The organism is Streptomyces sp. 2A115 (assembly GCF_052245575.1).
Taxonomy (GTDB): Bacteria; Actinomycetota; Actinomycetes; order Streptomycetales; family Streptomycetaceae; genus Streptomyces.
This window is the reverse complement of sequence record NZ_JBQQCG010000095.1, coordinates 26,824-45,939: the sequence shown is the minus strand read 5'-3', so window position 1 is coordinate 45,939 and position 19,116 is coordinate 26,824. Positions and strand designations below refer to the sequence as shown.

General features: G+C 68.5%; 14 protein-coding genes. 8 read left to right on the top strand and 6 right to left on the bottom strand.

What is annotated here, in order from left to right; translation table 11 throughout:
* Positions 1 to 317 precede the first annotated feature (317 nt).
* The 3 genes from ACTWQR_RS47200 to ACTWQR_RS47190 all read left to right on the top strand — a co-directional run bounded on the left by ACTWQR_RS47200 (position 318) and on the right by ACTWQR_RS47190 (position 5,637).
* Positions 318 to 1,832: an MFS transporter gene (locus tag ACTWQR_RS47200; protein WP_443233500.1), complete on the top strand. Its 1,515-nt coding sequence runs from the start codon at positions 318 to 320 to the stop codon at positions 1,830 to 1,832.
* A gap of 402 nt (positions 1,833 to 2,234) precedes the next feature.
* Positions 2,235 to 4,358, top strand: a complete 2,124-nt coding sequence (locus ACTWQR_RS47195; RefSeq protein ID WP_443233499.1) for a bifunctional polysaccharide deacetylase/glycosyltransferase family 2 protein — start codon at positions 2,235 to 2,237, stop codon at positions 4,356 to 4,358.
* Positions 4,359 to 4,389: 31 nt separating this feature from the next.
* Positions 4,390 to 5,637 (top strand): LCP family glycopolymer transferase, encoded by a 1,248-nt coding sequence (locus ACTWQR_RS47190; RefSeq protein ID WP_443233498.1) that lies wholly within the window; start codon positions 4,390 to 4,392, stop codon positions 5,635 to 5,637.
* A 57-nt stretch (positions 5,638 to 5,694) separates the two neighbouring features.
* Here the strand turns inward: ACTWQR_RS47190 and ACTWQR_RS47185 are convergent, their stop codons facing one another.
* Together ACTWQR_RS47185 and ACTWQR_RS47180 are read right to left on the bottom strand one after the other, a co-directional pair.
* On the bottom strand, positions 5,695 to 6,876 hold the full coding sequence (locus tag ACTWQR_RS47185) for a N(5)-(carboxyethyl)ornithine synthase (RefSeq protein WP_443233497.1): 1,182 nt from the start codon (positions 6,874 to 6,876) through the stop codon (positions 5,695 to 5,697).
* Positions 6,877 to 7,088: 212 nt separating this feature from the next.
* Positions 7,089 to 7,361: a hypothetical protein gene (locus ACTWQR_RS47180; RefSeq protein WP_443233496.1), complete on the bottom strand. Its 273-nt coding sequence runs from the start codon at positions 7,359 to 7,361 to the stop codon at positions 7,089 to 7,091.
* A gap of 627 nt (positions 7,362 to 7,988) precedes the next feature.
* On the opposite strand from ACTWQR_RS47180, the gene ACTWQR_RS47175 reads away from it, so the two are divergent.
* From ACTWQR_RS47175 to ACTWQR_RS47165, 3 genes are all read left to right on the top strand, one after another.
* Entirely contained in the window at positions 7,989 to 8,192 is a 204-nt protein-coding gene (locus ACTWQR_RS47175) for a cold-shock protein (protein ID WP_443233495.1), read from the top strand.
* Between the two features lie 151 nt (positions 8,193 to 8,343).
* Positions 8,344 to 9,438, top strand: coding sequence for a fatty acid desaturase family protein (locus tag ACTWQR_RS47170; RefSeq protein ID WP_443233494.1), 1,095 nt, complete (start codon positions 8,344 to 8,346; stop codon positions 9,436 to 9,438).
* Positions 9,439 to 9,609: 171 nt separating this feature from the next.
* Positions 9,610 to 10,005: a hypothetical protein gene (locus ACTWQR_RS47165; RefSeq protein ID WP_443233493.1), complete on the top strand. Its 396-nt coding sequence runs from the start codon at positions 9,610 to 9,612 to the stop codon at positions 10,003 to 10,005.
* Positions 10,006 to 10,018: 13 nt separating this feature from the next.
* On the opposite strand, the gene ACTWQR_RS47160 is transcribed toward ACTWQR_RS47165, so the two are convergent.
* From ACTWQR_RS47160 to ACTWQR_RS47145, 4 genes are all read right to left on the bottom strand, one after another.
* A complete protein-coding gene (locus tag ACTWQR_RS47160; RefSeq protein ID WP_443233492.1) occupies positions 10,019 to 13,345 on the bottom strand; it encodes a type ISP restriction/modification enzyme in 3,327 nt (1,108 codons plus the stop codon).
* 165 nt (positions 13,346 to 13,510) lie between these two features.
* Complete coding sequence (locus tag ACTWQR_RS47155) at positions 13,511 to 15,643, bottom strand: UvrD-helicase domain-containing protein (protein ID WP_443233491.1); 2,133 nt, start codon at positions 15,641 to 15,643, stop codon at positions 13,511 to 13,513.
* Positions 15,644 to 15,681: 38 nt separating this feature from the next.
* A complete protein-coding gene (locus ACTWQR_RS47150; RefSeq protein ID WP_443233490.1) occupies positions 15,682 to 17,274 on the bottom strand; it encodes a protein kinase domain-containing protein in 1,593 nt (530 codons plus the stop codon).
* 126 nt (positions 17,275 to 17,400) lie between these two features.
* The gene (locus tag ACTWQR_RS47145; RefSeq protein WP_443233489.1) at positions 17,401 to 17,862 is read right to left on the bottom strand and encodes an ATP-binding protein; all 462 of its coding nucleotides are present in this window, start codon (positions 17,860 to 17,862) and stop codon (positions 17,401 to 17,403) included.
* 117 nt (positions 17,863 to 17,979) lie between these two features.
* Here ACTWQR_RS47145 and ACTWQR_RS47140 point away from each other — a divergent pair, with 117 nt between their 5' ends.
* Complete coding sequence (locus ACTWQR_RS47140; protein ID WP_443233488.1) at positions 17,980 to 18,837, top strand: helix-turn-helix domain-containing protein; 858 nt, start codon at positions 17,980 to 17,982, stop codon at positions 18,835 to 18,837.
* Complete coding sequence (locus tag ACTWQR_RS47135) at positions 18,834 to 19,040, top strand: DUF397 domain-containing protein (RefSeq protein WP_443233487.1); 207 nt, start codon at positions 18,834 to 18,836, stop codon at positions 19,038 to 19,040. The genes ACTWQR_RS47140 and ACTWQR_RS47135 overlap by 4 nt, the downstream gene beginning before the upstream one ends.
* The last annotated feature ends 76 nt before the right edge of the window (positions 19,041 to 19,116 follow it).

Below are 19,116 nucleotides of genomic sequence, written 5' to 3'. Positions count from 1 at the left end.
GTGTAGCGCGCTACACCATGGATCCGGGGGGCCGGCTCGCATTCCGGCTCGCATTCCGGCTCGCATTCCCGGTGGCCGGTGACGGGGCTCTGACCTGCGTGGCTTCCGTCGGAAACCGCGCTGCCGCGCACCGCGGCCCGGGGGAGTGACCGCGAGACAGCCAACCCGGCCTTCGCGTCTGGACGCGATCTCCTCGGCGCACCCCGGGCTCCCAAACGAAACGTTTGCGTTTCGCTCGCGATTGGCTTAGGCTCATGCGTACGAAACCGTTTCGTTTCACGCGTTCGTAACCTGATCTATGACTGGAGTACGTCCCCATGGCACAGACAGCCGCAGCGCCGGACACAGCGCCACTCAGGAAGAACGGTTCCCAAGCCGAGGAGGCCGGGCCACCCCGTCATCGGTGGTGGATCCTCGCCATCATCGGGCTCGCCCAGCTGATGGTCGTGCTGGACGCGACCATCGTTAACATCGCCCTGCCGTCCGCCCAGGCCGACCTCGGCTTCTCCGACGGCAACCGGACCTGGATCGTCACCGCCTACTCGCTCGCCTTCGGCAGCCTGCTGCTGCTCGGCGGCCGGATAGCGGACCTCTTCGGTCGCAAGCCCGCCTTCCTGGTGGGCGTGGGCGGCTTCGCGGTCGCCTCGGCCATCGCCGGCGCCGCCACCAACTTCGAGATACTCGTCGCGGGCCGCGCCCTGCAGGGCCTGTTCGGCGCACTGCTCGCTCCGGCCGCGCTCTCCCTGCTGACCACCACGTTCACCGACCCGAAGGAACGCGCCAAGGCCTTCGGTATCTTCGGCGCCATCGCCGGTTCCGGCGCGGCCGTCGGTCTGCTGCTCGGCGGCGTCCTCACCGAGTACATGGACTGGCGCTGGACCCTCTACGTCAACCTCTTCATCGCGGCCTTCGCCCTCGTCGGCGGCGTGATGCTGCTCCAGCGCACGGCTCGTGACCGCACCTCCAAGCTCGACATGCCCGGTACCGTCCTGGTCACCGCCGGCCTCTTCAGCGTCGTCTACGGCTTCTCCAACGCCGAGTCCCACGACTGGAGTTCGCCGCTGTCCTGGGGCTTCCTCACCGCCGGTGCCGTACTGCTGACGGCATTCACCTGGTGGCAGACCAAGGCCTCGCACCCGCTGCTCCCGCTGCGCGTGCTGCTGGACCGTGACCGGGGCGCGTCCTTCGTCGCCATGCTGATCTCGGCTGCCGGAATGTTCGGTGTGTTCCTGTTCCTCACCTACTACCTGCAGCTCAGCCTCGGCTTCTCCGCCGTCGAGACGGGCCTGGCCTTCCTCCCGATGGTCGCCGCCCTCATGGTGACCGCCACCCTGTCCACCAGCGTCCTGATCCCGCGCATCGGACCGAAGATCGTGGTCCCGCTCGGCATGGTTCTCGGAGCCGTCGGAATGGTCTGGCTGACCGCTCTCGACATGAACAGCACGTACGCGGCCCACGTCCTGCCCCCGCTGGTCGTCACCGGCCTCGGCATCGGCCTGGTCATGGCCCCGGCCATGAGCCTCGCCACCAGCGGTGTGGCCACCGACGACGCCGGAGTCGCCTCCGCCTCCGTCAACACCATGCAGCAGATCGGCGGTTCCATCGGTACGGCCCTGCTCAACACCCTGGCCGCCAGCGCCGCCACCTCCTACCTGGTCGGCAAGGACCCCACCAACAAGCTGAACCAGGCCCAGGCCGCGCTGGAGTCCTACTCCACCGCCTACTGGTGGTCGGCCGGCTTCTTCGCGGCCGGCGCACTGCTCACCGCGGTGCTCTACCGGCGCGGCGTCCCGGAGGTCGACGCGGACGCCGCCCCCACCGTCCACATGTAAGCGGCATGTGGCGGCCCGCGCCCACCTGTGGGGACGGGGCGGGTGCGGGCTACGGGCCCGGTGCTTTCGAGCACCGGGCCCGTCGTCATGCCCGCTCGGCCCGTCCTCCTGTGAGGCTCGGTGTTATGGCCATGAAATCGAAAAGCTGTGGCTAGACTCGCGCCCCATGCGTAAGGCCAGCCCCATCAGGCACTCGAAGAAGACGCCCCCTCGCGCATCGCGCGCCGACGCCTACGGCCGGAGAAGAAGAGCCCGGCGCCTCACACCCGCTGGTGGAGGGCACACCACAGGCCAGGCATCCGGCGCCGGCCGCCGCGGTCTTCGGGGCACTGCGACGGCACCCCGAAGCGGGATGGTCCGGGGCGATCGGGCGTACCTCAACTCGCCTGTGACACACGCCACTTGGATGCCGCAACGCACGGCGACCGGGAGGGGGGCGGGATTCTTGTGAAGGCCCGCCACAAGCAGTCCCGCGACCCGCGGGGACATTGGCTGTTACTGATACTCGTCCTTCCGGCCATGTTCGGGGCCCTGCTCTTCGAGGGCTGGACCAACCACGAGGTGGACGCCGCGAAGACGCGGACCGCCTGCACCTCACCCGCACCCGACGCGGTGGCCGGCGGCGGTCCGGTGGTGGGAGTAAACCGCAACGGGATACAGACCGGCTCGATGCCCGCCCGCACCGTCGCGCTCACCTACGACGGCGGCCCCGACCCCGTGTGGACCCCGCGCCTGCTCGACCTGCTGCGCCAGCAGAGGGCACGCGCCACCTTCTTCCTCTTCGGCTCCCAGGCGGCCCGCCATCCGGACCTGGTGCGGCGGATCCGCGCCGAGGGGCACGAGATCGGCTCGAACACCTACACCGGTGCCGTCCTGGGCGAGGCCTCCCCCCTCCGCTTCTCCACCGAACTGGACCTGACCCAGACCGCGTTGGCGGGCACCGCGGGCCTGAACACCACACTGCTGCGAATGCCGCGGATCACCTCGCCGGACACGCTGTGCGGCCGCGAGTGGCAGGCGGCACAGCGCGCCACCGCCAAGGGGTACGTACTGGTCGCCGCCGACAAGGCGACCCGGAAACCGGCGCAGGGCCTGGTCCGGCAGTTCAGCCAGACGGCGACCGCGTACCGGGAGACGGAGAAACTGCTCAAGAACCAGAGCGTCGATCGCTTCACCACCGTGTCCGACGGGCTCCGGCTGACCCCGTACACACCGGTCTCGACCTTCGAGCGATGGCGCGGCACGGCCCTGGTCTGGGCCACCACCATCGGAAACGCGTTCTCGAACGCCATGACGTGGGTGCTCGGGATCGCGGGCGCTCTCGGGGTCCTGCGCCTGGTGCTGCTCGTCTTCTTCGCCCGCGCTCATGTCCGTCGGCTCGAGCGTTTCCACACCGGCGCACCCTGGCTGCGCGAGGTGACGGAGCCGGTGACGGTGCTGGTGCCCGCGTACAACGAAGAGGCCGGTATCGAGTCGACCGTCCTCTCGCTGCTGGACTCCACGCACCAGGGTCTGCAGATCATCGTGATCGACGACGGCTCGACGGACCGTACGGCGGAGCTCGCCGAGGGCATCGACGATCCCCGGGTGATGGTGATCCGGCAGCCCAACGCGGGCAAGGCCGCCGCCCTCAACACCGGTCTGGGGCAGGCGAGGCACGACATCGTGATCATGGTCGACGCCGACACCGTCTTCGAACCGGACGCCATCCACCATCTGATCCAGCCGCTGGCGCACCCGGCCGTCGGCGCGGTCAGCGGCAACACCAAGGTCGGCAACCGGCGCGGCCTGCTGGCCAAGTGGCAGCACCTGGAGTACTGCTTCGGCTTCAATCTCGACCGCCGGATGTTCGAGGTCCTGGAGTGCATGACCACGGTCCCGGGTGCCATCGGGGCCTTCCGCCGGGACGCGCTGATGGGCGTCGGCGGGGTCAGCGACGACACCCTCGCCGAGGACACCGACCTCACGATGGCTCTGTGGCGCGGCGGCTGGCGGGTGCTCTACGAGGAGTCCGCCGTCGCCTGGACCGAAGTGCCCACCTCCCTGCGCCAGTTGTGGCGCCAGCGCTACCGCTGGTGCTTCGGCACGATCCAGGCCATGTGGAAGCACCGCCGTGCCGTGTTCGGAGTGGGCGTCGCCGGGCGCTTCGGCCGCCGCGGACTCACGTATCTGGCGCTGTTCCAGGTCGTCCTTCCGCTGCTCGCGCCGGTCATCGACATCTTCGCCCTGTACGGCGTGCTGTTCCTCGACCCGCTGCAGTCGGCGGGGGTGTGGTTCGGCTTCATGGGCATCCAACTGGTCTGCGCGGGTTACGCGTTGAAGCTCGACGGCGAGAGGATGCGGGCCCTGTGGTCCATGCCCTTCCAGCTCTTCGTCTACCGGCAGCTGATGTACCTGGTCGTCATCCAGTCCGTGGTCGCCGCCCTCCTCGGCAGCCGACTGAAATGGCATCGCATGAAGCGTTCCGGCACAGCCGCTGAACAGATCGGAGGCCAGGCCCCGTATAAGAGCCTGCCGACGAGATGACCGCCATGCGTTGAGGGGCTGGACGGGGCTGATGAGTAACGGGACTGACCACCCGGCGGGCTACGACTGGAGCGGTGGTGCGGCGGAGCCGGCGCGCGTCGGCACGGGGCGGGTGGTGCCCGGCAACGGGGCCCCGCCCCCGTCGACCCGCACGGCACCACTGCCGGGCATGCCCTCGCCGGCCCCGCCGGGCCGCACGGGCGACAAGCGCCGATCCCGTGGGCAGGCGACCAGGCCCCAGCTGGGGGACGGCGTCCCTGACCGCGGCGGCAGGTCGCCCAGGGCCCGCCCCACCCGGCGCCGCAAGGTCACCCGGCTGGTGATCCTTCTGCTCGCCGCGCTGCTCGTCTCCTCCGTCGGTACGTACGTGTGGGCCGACACCAAGCTCGACCAGGAGGTCGACCTGGGCGCGCTCCCGGACCGCCCGGCTCCCGGAAAGGGAACCAACTACCTGATCGTGGGCTCGGACAGCCGCGACGGCCTGTCCGAGCAGGACAAGAAGGATCTGAACACCGGCTCGGCCGAGGGCCGTCGCACCGACTCGATGATCCTGCTGCACACCGGAGCCAACGGCACCACGATGGTGAGCCTGCCGCGTGACTCGTGGGTGACCCTCCCGTCGTACCTCCGTCCCGATACCGGCCGGACCTTCAGCGCCGAGCAGAACAAGTTGAACGCCGCGTTCTCGCTGGGCGGCCCCGACCTGCTGGTACGGACCGTGGAGCGCAACACCGGGATACGTATCGACCACTACGCGGAGATCGGCTTCGCCGGGTTCGTCGGTGTGGTGGACGCGGTCGGCGGCGTGGACATGTGCCTGGGCCGGGCCGTCAAGGACAAGAGCTCGGGCGCGGACCTGCCGAAGGGCTGTCAGACCCTCGACGGCTCGGAGGCGCTGGCTTTCGTCCGGCAGCGCAAGCAGGAGGCCCAGGGCGACCTGGGCCGTACCCGCAACCAGCAGAAGTTCCTGAGCGCACTCGCCCAGAAGGCGGTCACTCCGGGGACTCTCCTCAACCCGTCCAAGACCTTCCCGACGCTCAGCGCGGGCCTCGGCACGCTGATCGTCGACAAGGAAACGGGCCTACGGGATCTCGCGTCGCTGTTCCAGGCGATGCGCGGCGTCACGGCCGGTAACGGCAAGCAGCTCAACGTCCCCGTCTCCGACCTCGGCTTCGCCACCTCCAAGGGAAGCGCCGTGAAGTGGGACGACCGCCAGGCACGGAAACTCTTCGCGGAACTCAGGGACGACCGGCCGGTGACGCTCCCGCAAGGCAAGTGACAAGGCCAGGTCGGGTGACCAAGCCAGGTCGGGTGACCAGGCCCGGCTGGGGGTCGGTCAGGCCGGCTGTGCGGAAGAGGGCAGCGCCGTGCCCGGGGCCTCGTGGGCGTGCGGGTAGGCGGCCGCCCGCTGTTGGAAGGAGAGGATCTTCGGGTTCCGGACGACGCCGTCGCGGATCTCGATGGCCTTCCTGACCGTGACGTCGGACTCCCATGCCGTGGGACCGCTCATGACCTTGCGCAGGTAGGGAAGGAGCGCCTCGCTGATTTCCCAGGTGGCCGAGTTCCACAGGTGGGACGGGCTGTGGTCCACCGCGTAGTAGTGACAGCTCGGCCCGACCGTGGACATCGGCTCGCCGAAGGTGCTCGGACGGGCCCATTCGAAGCCCATGCCCTCGTCGCAGGAGACGTCGACGAAGAAGGTCCCCGGCCGGAACAGGGCGAGTTCCTCCTCGGTGACGAACATCAGCGGCGCGTCGGTGTCCTGCAGGACACAGTTGACGATGATGTCGAACCCGGCCAGATACTCCGCCATCGGCACGGAACCGGCCGCGGTGACTGCCCGCAGCCGCGACGGATCGTCGTCCTGCTCCTCGAAGTGGCCCATCACGACCGACGGCATCGGCGAGGCCACCGCCGCCGCGGCGCGCTGCGTGAGCACCGTGACGTCGGAGACGCCCATGGCGCCCAGGCCGGTTACCGCTCCGCGGGCCGTGGCGCCGAAGCTGATGACCACGGCGCGCAGACGGCGCCCGTAGCTGCCGGTCAGCCCGCCGAGCTGGAGGGCGTGCAGCACCGAGCAGTAGCCGGCGAGTTCGTTGTTCTTGTGGAACACATGGACGCTGAAGGCGCCCGTGGAGGTCCAGTGGTTCATGGCCTCCCAGGCGATGAGGGTCAGCCGTCGGTCGATGGCGATCTGGGTCATCTTGTCGTCCTGCACGCAGTGCGGCCATCCCCACAGCACTTGTCCCTCGCGCAGCGCGGCCGCGTCCTCGTGCATCGGTTTGGGCAGCAGCAGGACGTCGCACTCGGCGAGCAGCCGCTCGCGGGAGCGCAGGCCCGCCACAAGCGGTCGCACTGCGTCGTCACCGACGCCGAACCGCCGGCCGTAGCCCTCTTCGAGGAAGATCCTCTCGCGTACGTCCGGGGCGATCCGGTAGAGGTGGCTGGGGTGCAACGGCAGGCGGAACTCGTTCTCCTTGTGGGAGGAGGCGAATACTCCGAGACTCATGAGGCTCATGCGGCTTCCTTGTCATTTCATTCTCGTCATGCGGTCATCGCTGCCGCGTTCTGCGCCGACGGCGTCCCGTCGTCGGCGTGCGGGCGTGTTGGCGTGCAGGTGTCTGGCGGGTAGGCGTGCTGGCGTGCGTCGGCGGCGTCTGCCGCCGGACGCTCGATCACCCGATCCGGGTGCCCGGGTGCCTGGGTGTGTGAGTGTCCGGGATGTCCGGCTCAGGAACCGTCGGCCCCGTGCCTGCGCACGCGCTCGGCCAGGGGGAGAGGTGTCTCGTCCAGACCGGTGGCCGACCCGCTCACCATCCGTGCGCAGATCCCGCGGCAGGCGAGCAGTTGCTTGTCATCGCGGTGAGAAACCACCACCGCGTCCACGTCCGGCGCGCTCCGGAAGTCGGCGCCGCAGACGAGGCAGGCCAGTCCGGCGAGGGTCTCGGCGGTCGGTTCGGGACGGCCGCGGCGGCGGCCGGAGATCGAGTCCTGTGAATACATGCGTTCCGCGTCCTCTTGATCGGTCTGGTTGATCCGTGTGCAGTGCGCGTTGATCGGTCTGGGTGCGCGCGAGGTGCGGGATCTCGGACCACCTCGGGAACCAGGAGGACTGCCGCTACTGCGGGGTGCGGAACGGGATACGGAAGACGGCGCGACAGCGTGAACCAGGAGGCATGGGGCGGCCCATTTCCGGCCGGATCCGATGTGCTCCGGCCTTGCCGTTCCCCGAGGGCGACGCCGAAACGGATGACGGCGTGCGAGGTGCGCTCGGTACCGCCACCGTACTCCCCCCGTCCGCACCCCGGAACGTGCCGGACTCCGCCCCCGAGCGCCCAGGCGTCGGAACGAGCACGCAGGACCGTAAGGCCCGAACAGCCAGGCCAGACGGCCGGCGCCCGCGGTCCGCCCTCTACCCCCCCGGTGACGGGAACATTCCCGTCACTCCGGACGTTCCAGGCTTGGTTGCAGTTGAAGTTTGCGAAGGTGGAAGCGCCCGCGGAGTTCTGACAGCGGGCGCTTCGTCATATTCGGGGTTTTCTTCGACGACGGAGGACCAGCAGCCCGGGAACGCGCGAGTGTGCGCATCCCGACCTACTCGTCATCTCGACATCTCGAAGGAGACATCTCATGGCTCAGGGAACCGTGAAATGGTTCAACCCCGACAAGGGTTTCGGCTTCATCGCCCCCGATGACGGCGGTGCCGACATCTTCGTCCACCACTCGGCGATCGACACGGGTGGTTTCCGCTCCCTGGAGGAGAACCAGCGGGTGGAGTTCACCGCCAACCGAGGCCCCAAGGGCATGCAGGCCGACCAGGTCCGCACGCTCTGAGGACATCCTTCGCCAAGGCAGGCCCGCGCCCACCGCGGGCCTGCTTCTTGCTGCACCCGTACGGGCTTTCGCACCCGGCGCCCTGCCCCCGCGCCGCCTGCACAGGCCCTCGCGCCGCCTGCATCGGCCCGCGCACCCCGAAAGGAACATCGTGACCACTGAGATCATCATCAACCGGGGCACCGTTCCGGCGGATCCCGCCGGAACCACAGAACCGCCGCCCAGCGGCCGGGGCAGCGAGTACGCCGCGCTGTCCCGCGAAGTGAAGCAGAGCGGGCTGCTGAAGAGGCGCCCCGGCTACTACTCCGTCAAGATCGGCGCGAACCTCCTCCTGCTGGCCGCCGGATGGACCGCGTTCGCCCTGATAGGAGAGTCGTGGTGGCAGCTGCTGACCGCCGCCTTCCTCGCGGTGATGTTCACCCAGACCGGGTTCATCGGGCACGACGCCGGCCACCACCAGATAGCCGGCTCCAAGCGCGTCAACAACCTGCTCGGCCGCGTGCACGCCGACCTGCTGATCGGTCTCAGCTACGGCTGGTGGATCTCCAAGCACAATCGGCACCACTCCCACCCCAACCACGTCGACCGTGACCCGGACATCGCCGACGGCGCGATCGCCTTCACCCAGGACCACGCCCGGGTCCGCAGCGGAGCGTACGCCTGGCTGGCCCGCCACCAGGCCTGGCTGTTCTTCCCCATGCTGCTGCTGGAAGGACTCGCCCTGCACGTCGCCGGGATAAAGGCGATCCCCGACCGCACCGGTACACGTGACTCGCGGACGACCAAGGTCGCCGAGGCGGGCCTGCTGACGGCGCACCTCGTCGGCTACCTCGCCGCCGTGTTCTGGGTACTGCCCCCCGTCCAGGCCGTGTGCTTCATCGCCGTGCACCAAGGACTGTTCGGGCTGTACATGGGATGCTCGTTCGCCCCCAACCACAAGGGCATGCCCATCTTCGCCAAGGACGACAAGATCGACTTCCTGCGCCGGCAGGTACTGACCTCACGCAACATCCGCGGCCGCCGGCTCACCGACTTCCTGCTCGGCGGGCTGAACTACCAGATCGAACACCACCTGTTCCCCTCGATGCCGCGCCCCAGCCTGCGCCACGCCCAGGAACTCGTACGCACGTTCTGCGCCCGACATGGCATCGCGTATCACGAGACAGGACTCTTCAACTCGTACGCGCAGGTGCTGCGGCATCTGCATGAGGTCGGGGGGCCGCTGCGCCCCGAGCTGGAGTACTGATCACCTGCCGGCCCTGGGGCCCAGCTGCCACCTTGCAGGGGCCCTGGCCTCCCGGCGAAGGCACGCTCCCGCGGGGGTCGTCTGCAGGGCAGCGTCCTGGTTCTGACGACGCGGCCAGGGCAGTCTCTGCGGACGACAGGCGTGTCGGTACGTTGTGCTAGGCATGTGCTCATGCCGCTCCCGCACTTCGTGCTCACCGATTCGCAGCTCCGCCTGCTGGCGGAGCTGGTGCTTCAGCCACTCCCGGATCCAGCCACGGGCGAAGAAGCGGAAATGGTCATTCTCGCCCGAGAGCTGGATGTGAGCGATGTGCTCTCGGATGCCCGGGAACTCGCCTTTCTGGGGCTGGCGGTGAGGGAGAACGGTGCGGTGGCTGCCACCGATCTGGGGGCGGCCGTCCACTACCAGGCGCTTCACGAAGCCGCGGAGTCCCGGCTGTCTGATGTTGTGCGGCTGGTCGCGGCTGTTGAAGATGACCAGCCTCGCCTTGCGCGCGCTGTACGGCACTTGGCGCAGGGGCACGTCTCGCTTGACCAGGCGCTCGCGAGCGTGGACATGGAGACCTGAACCCGAGGTGGCCTCATTCGCCGCCATCGCCACCTGCTTCCGGATCGTGGAACAGCCCACCGGTCGCGCGCAGCCTCGCCTTGCGAGCCGCTGGGCGTACCGGCAGGACTCCTGCGCTCTTGAGGTCTTTCTCGGTCGTGGAAGGGCTGGCGAGGATCTCCGAAAGCAGCTCGGTCTGAGCCGCGGCGAGATCGGTGAGCCGACGCAGCACGGAGAGAAGCTCGATGAGCTCGCCAGTCCATTCGGGAGGCCAGCTCTCGACATGGATGTCATCCAGCGGGCTGGTCTTCTTGCTGTTCGGTGACGCCTTGCGGTAGCCGAACCACTTCTTGACGACCTCCATGCCACCGACGTCGTACGTCCACACCGCCTCCGGCACGGGACTGAAGGCGCCGGCGCCGACGTGCAGTGTCTCTGACTCGGGCTCGTAGCGCATGCGGGCGGGCAGCGCATCACCGATGTGCGTCACATACTTCACCTGCCGTGCGTCACCGGGAGCGAACTGGATGTCCTCGGCCGGACGTCCCGCCGCCGGATCCGCGCACCGCTCGCCGAAGGTGGAAACCCACAGCAACTCCCGGCCGAGTGCCACGGCCCTGTCCCACAGATCGCTGACGCGAGTGAGGGGAAGGCGTACGCCAGGGGTCAGCAACTCCTCCGTGAACCGCTCGGTGAAGCCGGAGTGCCCGGTAACCGCGAGGGTGTAGGCCGCCAGGTCGTCCACGCTGATGCTCGCGCGGTCGAGAGCCTGGGTGAGGTACGACAGGAGGCCGGTGGGAGTGTTGGGGGTGCCGTCGGGATGCAGTAACGGCATGATCCGGCCCCCGCGGCCGTTGAAGTGGTGCGTATCGGGAATCAGATGCGTCGCCACCACTGCGGGGCCAGAGCTGATTTCGTGTGACGACTGCTGGTTGAGGAAGAGTTGACCGTTCTGGTGGGATGCCCAGAGATCGGGGCGCGGGTAGTCGAGTACGCGGATATCGGAGATGAGGTACTGGCGGTCGAAGCTGCGCAGGGCCGTGCGGACTAGGTGGGGAGTGGTGTGGGTCTCCTCGGAGAGAGGGCATGTCGGGGACACGGTGCTCGGCAATGGCCGTCTTCTGTCGGTGAGTTTGCGGTCGCGTGTCTCTTTGAAGAGTTCGACCTTCTGGGCCGGGTCCGACTCACGAATCAGCCGGGCCCACCTGCGGCGCAGGATCTCGGCCGAGGGCGCGCTCACCCAGGAGCGGTTCGAAGTGATGCCCAGGCTGCCCCAGGGAAACAAGTCGTTCAGTTCAGGGAAGTCCTCCCAGCCGGACTCCGTGGTCGGAGTCAGCGGGCGTGCTCCCTGCGTATGGGTGTCACGCCATCCGTCGTCATCAAGGCGGATCTGCTTGAGCTGCCTGAATTTGTCGGCACGTGACCCGGTCACGGCCCGGTAGTGGATGTGGGCCCGGTGTCCCGGCCCGCGTTCCATGCCTGCCTTACGGACGAAGATGTAGATGGCGAGCGGCTGAGCTACCCCAGGGAACACCCGGGTAGCGATCTCGGGTCGCTGGCCTTCGGGGGAGAGGTTGATGACCCATCCCTCGTCGCAGGTCCGCCGCAGGTAGTCCCGCATGCCCCGGCCGCCGGGTCCCGTGGCCCACCCCGATGGGGTGATGAGACACACCACTCCGTGTCGGTCCTCCGGGTGGGCGTCGAAGACTTTCCAGGTGGCCCAGCGCCAGAAGTACACGTACATGTTCTTGAGAACGTGCTCATAGCGGCCGTTGCCTTCATACCGGAAGGCGTCGAGAACGGGCGGTTCCTTCCCTTCCGGTCGTTTCTCCACCCAGCCGCCGCGGCCCTCCGCCTTGTCGTCGTAGGGGGGGTTCGCGGTGACGGTGGTGATCGGGGTGTTCGCCTTGACAAGGTTGGCGCGTTTGCGTGAGAGGGAGAGGGCTCCGTATGTCGAGGCCAGGTACTCCTCCTCCGCGTAAGGATTGTCCAGAGCGTCGGTGACGAAGAGGTTGAGCCCGCCCTCGGGTAAGGGCACCTTGTACTTCTTCAGAAGGTCTGAGGCACGTAACTCGGATACCGCGAAGGGGCCCATCTGCAGCTCGAAGCCGAACAGCCGGGACGCCAGTCGGGAGATGGCGTCACGAGCCATCGCCGGGCCGTATCGCTCGACGGCCTGCTCAGCGACGCGCTCGATGATGGTGTGCAGGAACGTGCCGGTGCCCATGGCCGGGTCGACGATTCGCACGTCCTCCGCCGCGAATCCCAACTCTTGATCCAGCCGGGTGCGGAGCACGTCCTCAGTGAGCCGGACCATCTCCTCGACGACCTCGCGCGGCGTGTAGTACGAGCCGCTCTTCTGGCGCAGCATCGGGTCGTAGACCGTGAGGAAGTTTTCGTACAGGTGCAGGTAGGCATCCCGGTTGCCGCTGCGGATGGCGGGCCAGTCCACTGTGGCGATCGTTCGGGTCAGCAGGTCGAGAGTCACGGTGAAGCGCTCGTTGACGTTGTCCGTGAGCAACTGGAGAGCCTTGCCCATGAGGGCATGGTCTGCGTCCAGGCCGCGGCCGATCTCATGGAACGAGTCGGGCTTCAGCGGAATGTCCTCTGTGCGCGCCAGCAAGAGAGCGAAGGTGACGGTCTGGGCGTAGCCGTCGGCGAAGGTGGCGTCGTCCGCGGACGGGAACAGGTACCTGCGCCAGTCGTTCTTGAGCCCGGTGAAGGGCCGCGCTCGCATGTCGTCGTCCGGGGCCGACGACTTGGTCTCGGCGGACAGTTGCTCCACGACCGCGGCCCGCAGCAGCCGACACAGCGGCGCTACATGCTGCACGAGGCGGGCCACCTGCGTGATAGGCGCGGGCTTCCACATCAGGAACTGCTTGAGCAACGCGTCGAAGGCAGCCGGGTCAGCCGCACTCAGCTTCTCGCCCACGCTCTTGAGTGAGCCTGAGAAGAGAACCGTCTCGCCGATTTGTCGGCCGTCCCGGAAGAGCCGCCATTCCGTCCCGTTGGAATACAGGAGGTTGGGCAAGTCCCGGAGTTTCTCCCACTGTTCACGGTTGCTCTTGCCGAAGGTCTCCGGGTCCACGGACAGGCCGGGGCGTTTCAGCTCGATGTAACCGATGATGTCCTGCCCCGCCCGGACCGCGTAATCGGGGCGCACTCCGAGGTCCCGCAGCGCGTATTCGTCGTGCCAGGTCACCTCGTGCTGTTTGTGGTGTTCGCCGACCGTCTGGAGCAGGACTTCCAGCGGGCCGCGTATCGAGGCCTCCGGACTGCCGCCGCCCGACAGCTTCTGCTTGCACGACGCGCCGAATCGTGCGATGGCAGAGCACAGCCACCCAAACTCGTCTCTGTGCATAGGCCCCCCAGGAAGACGCCGTGGTAGACGATGGTCACCGGCCTCAATTGCCCTAGTTTCACGGGGCATTGAGTAGATGTCATGGGTGCTGCACGACTTTTCCATATGAATATGCGCCGAGCAGGCGCACACCCCCAGCCCCGTGTTCCCTAGCGTGCGCCCGGCTCACACTCCGGCATCGAGCAGGAAAGGGCTCGGCTCCCCCGACCACGAGACATACAGTCCGTCACGCGCTCGGGTGCATGCGACGAACAGCAGACAGCGCTCCGCCAGCAGGTCCGCCTCGTGCTGGAGGCGGTCGACATCGGCGGCTGTCACGGCCTTCGGGTACGGCAGAGCTCCGTCGCTCACGCCGATCGCGGCGACGCACCGGTACTCAAGCCCCTTGAAGGAGTGCATCGTGCCGACGTTGACCGCATCCGGATCGGTCGCAGCGCTGCCGCGCAGTCGCATGACCGGGACACCGGCGGCCTTGAGAGCCGCAGTCGCCTTGTCGCAGGTCTTGTTGAAGCGGGCGCTGACGCCGATCTCGCCGGCGGCGACACCGCTGTGCAGCCAGCCGGTCACACGCTCGACGAGTGCGTCGAGCTCGGCGTCCTCTGCCGTCGCGCCGTGCATCTCGGGGCCGTTGCCGTGCAGTGCAGAGCGGTAGCCGAGGAGGGTCTCGTTGCGCGAGTCGTCGGCCAGTTCCTCGAAGGGGCGACCGACCAGAAGAGCGGTGGACCAGCTGAGGATCTCGTGCGTGGAGCGGTAGTTCTTGCGCATCTTCGTCGACCGGCCGGAGATGGCGATTCCCACGGCTTTCAGTGACACCTTCGTGTCGTAGATGCGCTGGTGGGGGTCGCCCGCGATGAACAGGTCATCGGGACGATCGGGCGCTGCGGCACGCAGCAGCCGCCACTGAGCGGGGTGCAGGTCCTGCGCCTCGTCGACAACGACGTGACGGTAGCTCGGCCCCTCCGCCCGCAGACGATCGGCGGCTTCCTGGCAGGTGCCGAGGTACGTGCGCAGGCCATCGGCGGCGAGCTGTTCGGTGAACTCCTCGATCGTGCTCCACACCAGTGGCCGCTTCGACACCGGCAGCGCACTGCCGCGACCGTGCCGCTCGCACGCCTCGTACGACTCCAACGTGCGCAGATCCTGCGCGAGGACCACGTGTTTGTACTCCTGCGCGAGGAACTGCGCGGTACCGGTGAACCCGGTGGCCTGCGCCGCGTGCTCCCAGCGCGCCTGCTCCTCGCCGCCGCGCAGCGGACGGCGTGACGTGGAGACCACCCGGCCGGCGAAGGCGTCCACGGTCATGATGTCCACCCGGTCGCGCAGCGCCTCGTCCTCCACGAGAGCGGCGAGCCCCGTGCGCAGTGCGGCGACCAGCGCGTTGGTGTACGTGGTGAGCAGGATGCGCTCGCCGTCGCGCAGGTAGCGCAGCAGGTGACGTACGCGGTGCAGGGCGACAACTGTCTTCCCGGTACCCGGACCGCCGGTGACCTGGGCGGGACCGGAGTACGACGCCCGGTAGGCGACCTTCTGCTGGGACGGGTGGAGGAAGATCCGCCAGGCCGCGAACGGCTTGTCGAGGATGTCGCGCAGTTCGTCGGAGTCCGCGACCACGGCGATGCGGGTTCGGGTGCGGTGGATGGCCGTCGCGTAGTCGGTCGTGTCGACCGGCTCGGCCGACGACGCACCCGCGAGGTTCAGGGAGACGATGTCGCGCCAAACCTCCTCCACGGTGAAGCCCGCGGCCAGGTACTCCAGCACCTCCCGCTGGTCCTGCGGGAAGTAGGGCGCGAACACTTCCAATTGCTCCAGGTTGGTGAGGGCACGTGCCTGGCGCAGCGTGGTCCCGTCGACGCCCAACGCCGCCATGTCTCCGTCGGAAACCTTCGAGAACAGCCGCCGGTCGCGGGCCGGGGCGATGCGCTCGTAGGCGGGCGTGAGCTCTTCGAGCATCGCGATGTCTCGGATCTCGACGGCCTGGGTGACGGTGTTGATGCTCGCCTTCTGCTTGACCGCCCAGGCGATCGCCTTGTCGTGCGGCATCACCCGCAGCAGGACGTACGTGTCACCGCTGTCCGGTGCCAGGACGACACCGCGCGTTCCCTGATCGATCCGGATGGTGCGGATGTGCGGATCCCGGGCCTGCTTCAGCGCTTCCAGATTCAGACCGCTGTCCTTGAACAACTGGTCCAGGGTGAGCCGTTCGAACTTCTCCCAGGCCGCGAACACCCCCTCCCTGACCGAGCCCTGGAGCTTGCCGAGCTGGGCGCAGAACGCGATGTCGAAGGCGAGGTGCGGCATGGGCGGCGGCTCCTGTGGGGCGGAATACGGGGCGGCGGTCAGGAAGGGGAGGCTGGTCCATCGAGGTCGAGGCGGATCACGGCGAGGGTCTCGGCAACCTCGGCCGTCAGATCGTCTTCGGGGCCGTAGACCAGGCGCAGGTCCTCGTGGAGCGGTTCGAGAACGCCCAACGCCTCCGCCGGCCGCCCCTGTGCGAGGAGCAGCATGCCGATGTCGCGCCGCAGTTCGACGGCGTACTCGTTCGCGTCGCCGTCGACGGACCGTACGACATCGAGGACACCCCGCAGTGCGGCCAACGCATCCGTGACCTGGCCGAGTTCACCGCGGCAGCGGGCGGCCTGGGCGCGGCTGTCGAGCGCCTCCTCGCTGGTCGGCCCGCTGATGCGGCCATACGCGTCGGCGAGTGCCTCGAACTCGGGCAGGGCGGCCCGGTGGTCGCCCGCGAGCTGGCGGCTGAAGGCACGGCGCCTGCGCAGCCCGAGCACGAGTTTGTTCTCCGAGCCGAGGGCCCGCGCGGCCGGCTCGATCATCTCCCCGACCACCTCGGCCGCCTGCGCGTACCGCTCCTCCTCCATGAGGGCCGCGTAGTGGGCGTGCACCTCCTTCACCTGCGCCCGCAGAGCCTCTGGAACGGGCGCGGGGGAGGGAGGCTGTGCCTCCGGAGAGGTGGAGGCGGGTCGCCCGGCACCCGTTCCGGCGCGGGTGCGGGGCGCGTACGGGCGGCGGAAGATCCCGGTCGGGTCGGGGGCCCCGACGGGTCCCGTCTCATCCGGCGGGGGCTGCTCGCCGGGCGGCGGCAGGAAGGGGCGCAGCCGCTCGTACACCTCCTGGACGTCCGCGGGGCGCGCCTCGGGTGCCTTCAGGAGCAGGTGCAGGACCAGGTCCTCCAGCTCGGCCGGTACGTCGGCGCGCAGCTGCCGCAGCGGAGTAGGGGCGGCATTGACATGCTGGTTCATCAGCTGGAACTCGCTGTCTCCGCTGAACAGCGGCCGCCCGCAGAGCAGTTCGTGCAGTACGCACCCCAGCGCGTACAGATCGGTGCGCGGCGTGACCCGTCCGCCGCGCACCTGCTCCGGCGCCATGTACTGGTGCGTGCCGATGGGGTTGCCGGTCGCGGTCAGCTTGGTGACGTCGGTCCGCAGGATCGCCGCGATGCCGAAGTCCAGCACCTTCACCGTCCCGTCGCGCGCGACGAGGATGTTGCTCGGCTTCAGGTCGCGGTGCACCACCGGCACGTCGTGCGCGTACGACAGCACGGTGGCGACCTGCGCCGCGACGGCGACCGCCCAGCTGACCGGCAGCTGCCTCTCGGGGTGGACGTATCCGGTCAGGGGCACGCCGTCGACCAGTTCCATCACCAGGAACAGGTGCTCGTACGGCTCGTCGAGCACGGCGTCGTACACCTGCGGAACGCCGGGGTGCTGGATGCGCGCGGTGATCCGGGCCTCACGCTTGAACCGCTTCGTGAACTCCTCGGCCAGATGGGGCGAAGTCACGGACTGCGGCCGGATCCGCTTCACGGCGACCGGCCGGTCCAGTACGGCGTCATAGCCGCGCCATACGTCCCCCATGCCGCCGTGGCCGAACTGTTCGAGCAGTTCGTAGCGCCCCGCGATCGGTCTGTCCGGCACCTTGCCCCCGTCGAGCGTCGGCTGTGATCAGGGGATCAGTTTCGGGGGTACGGGTTTGCCGCGTCCAGCGAAGTCGTACGAAACCGGGGCGGAAGTCGGTTACGGAAGTTACGGGAGCTACCGGAGCTACCGGAGTACGCACTCCGCCCAGACGGTCTTGCCGGGCCCGCCTGCGCGCCTTGAGTAGCCCCAGCGGTCGGCGAGCGCTTCCACCAGGAGCAGACCGCGGCCGCCCAGCCGGGTCTCGCCGGGTGGATCGAGGGCGGGGTTGGCGGCGAGGGCGGGCAGGCGTTCGCCGCGGGTGTCGGTGACCTCGACGCGCAGGGCCGTGGTTGCGGTCGCGGTGGACGTGTCGGCGGTCAGGCAGACGTGGAAGTCGCGGCCGGAGACGTGTCCGTGACGCACCGCGTTCGCGCACAACTCGGCGGCGATGAGTGTGAGTACGTCGTGGGTGTCGCTGCCGTACGGGATGCCCCACGCGTCGAGCCGCTCGGCGCACAGGCGCCGGGCGAGGCGGGCGCCGCGCGGGGTCGAGCTGAAGCGCATCGCGAATCGGCGTACCTGGGTGGGGAGTTCTGTGCTGGTCATGCACTTACGGTGGCGTTTGGTGGCGTAGCGTGACCAGGGGTGACGCGCCGTCGCGGGGCTGTTGTACGTGGCGGGGAGGTGCGTGTACGTGAGGTGCGGTGTGGTGCGGGAGAGGCGGTGGCGGGTGTGCGGGATGAGCGCGCGCGGGACGAGGTCGGGCAGCGGCCGGAGGATGAGCCGGGGTCGGGCGTCGTGGCCGCGTTCGGGCGGCAGTTGAAGCTGTTGCGGGTGCGGGCGGGGCTGGATCGGGCGGCGTTCGGGAAGTTGATGGGGTACGCGGGGGAGTCGGTCGCGTCGATCGAGCAGGGGCGGCGGATTCCTCAGCCGAAGTTCATTGACCGGGCGGATGAAGTGCTGGATGCCGGAGGTGTGTTGAAGGCGCTGAAGGAGGAGTTGGCTCGGGCTCAGTATCCGGCGTTCTTTCGGGACGCGGCGCGCCTTGAGGCCAAGGCTGCGGCGTTGAATGTGTACGCCGTGTATGCCGTGCCCGGGCTGTTGCAGACGGGGGATTACGCGCGGGCGGTCTTTCAGATTCAGCGGCCGCTGCTGGAGGACGAGGTGATTGAGCAACGTCTGGAAGCCCGCATGGTGCGGCAGGAGATCTTCAACCGGCGGCCTGCCCCGCTGATGAGCTTCGTAATCGAGGAGGCTGTGCTGCGGCGGCCGATCGGCGGCTCGAAGACCCTGCGTGGGACGCTGGAACAGATCCTGCTACTCGGGCAGATGCGGAACGTGGAGGTGCAAGTCATGCCGACCGCGCGCGAGGACAATGCGGCACTGAACGGCCCCTTCAGCCTGATCGACACCGACAAGGGGCACCGCATCGCGTACGCGGAGGTCCAGGGCGACAGTCGCCTCTACACCGAGGCACCGCGGGTTCGTGAGCTGGAAGCCCGCTATGGCATCCTCCGGTCACAGGCGCTGACGCCGAGCGAGTCGTCGGCGTTCATCGTGCAACTGATGGGAGAGGCATGAGCGTTCAGCGCATCGAGACGGCCGTGCCGGAGGCCGCATGGTTCAAGAGCAGCTACAGCACTGGCGATGGCGGCGAATGCGTCGAGGTCGCCATGACTCCCCGAGGCATGCTGATACGCGACTCGAAGCGCGTCGCTGGACCCGTACTGGCAGTTGGGGCCGAGGCCTGGGCCGGGTTCGTGACCTTGGCGTCCGGCCGTTGACGAGCGGGGGCCCCGCCGTAGGTATGCGAAAAGCGTGAACACTTTCCGGCAAAGTGTTCACGCTTTTCGCGCAGGT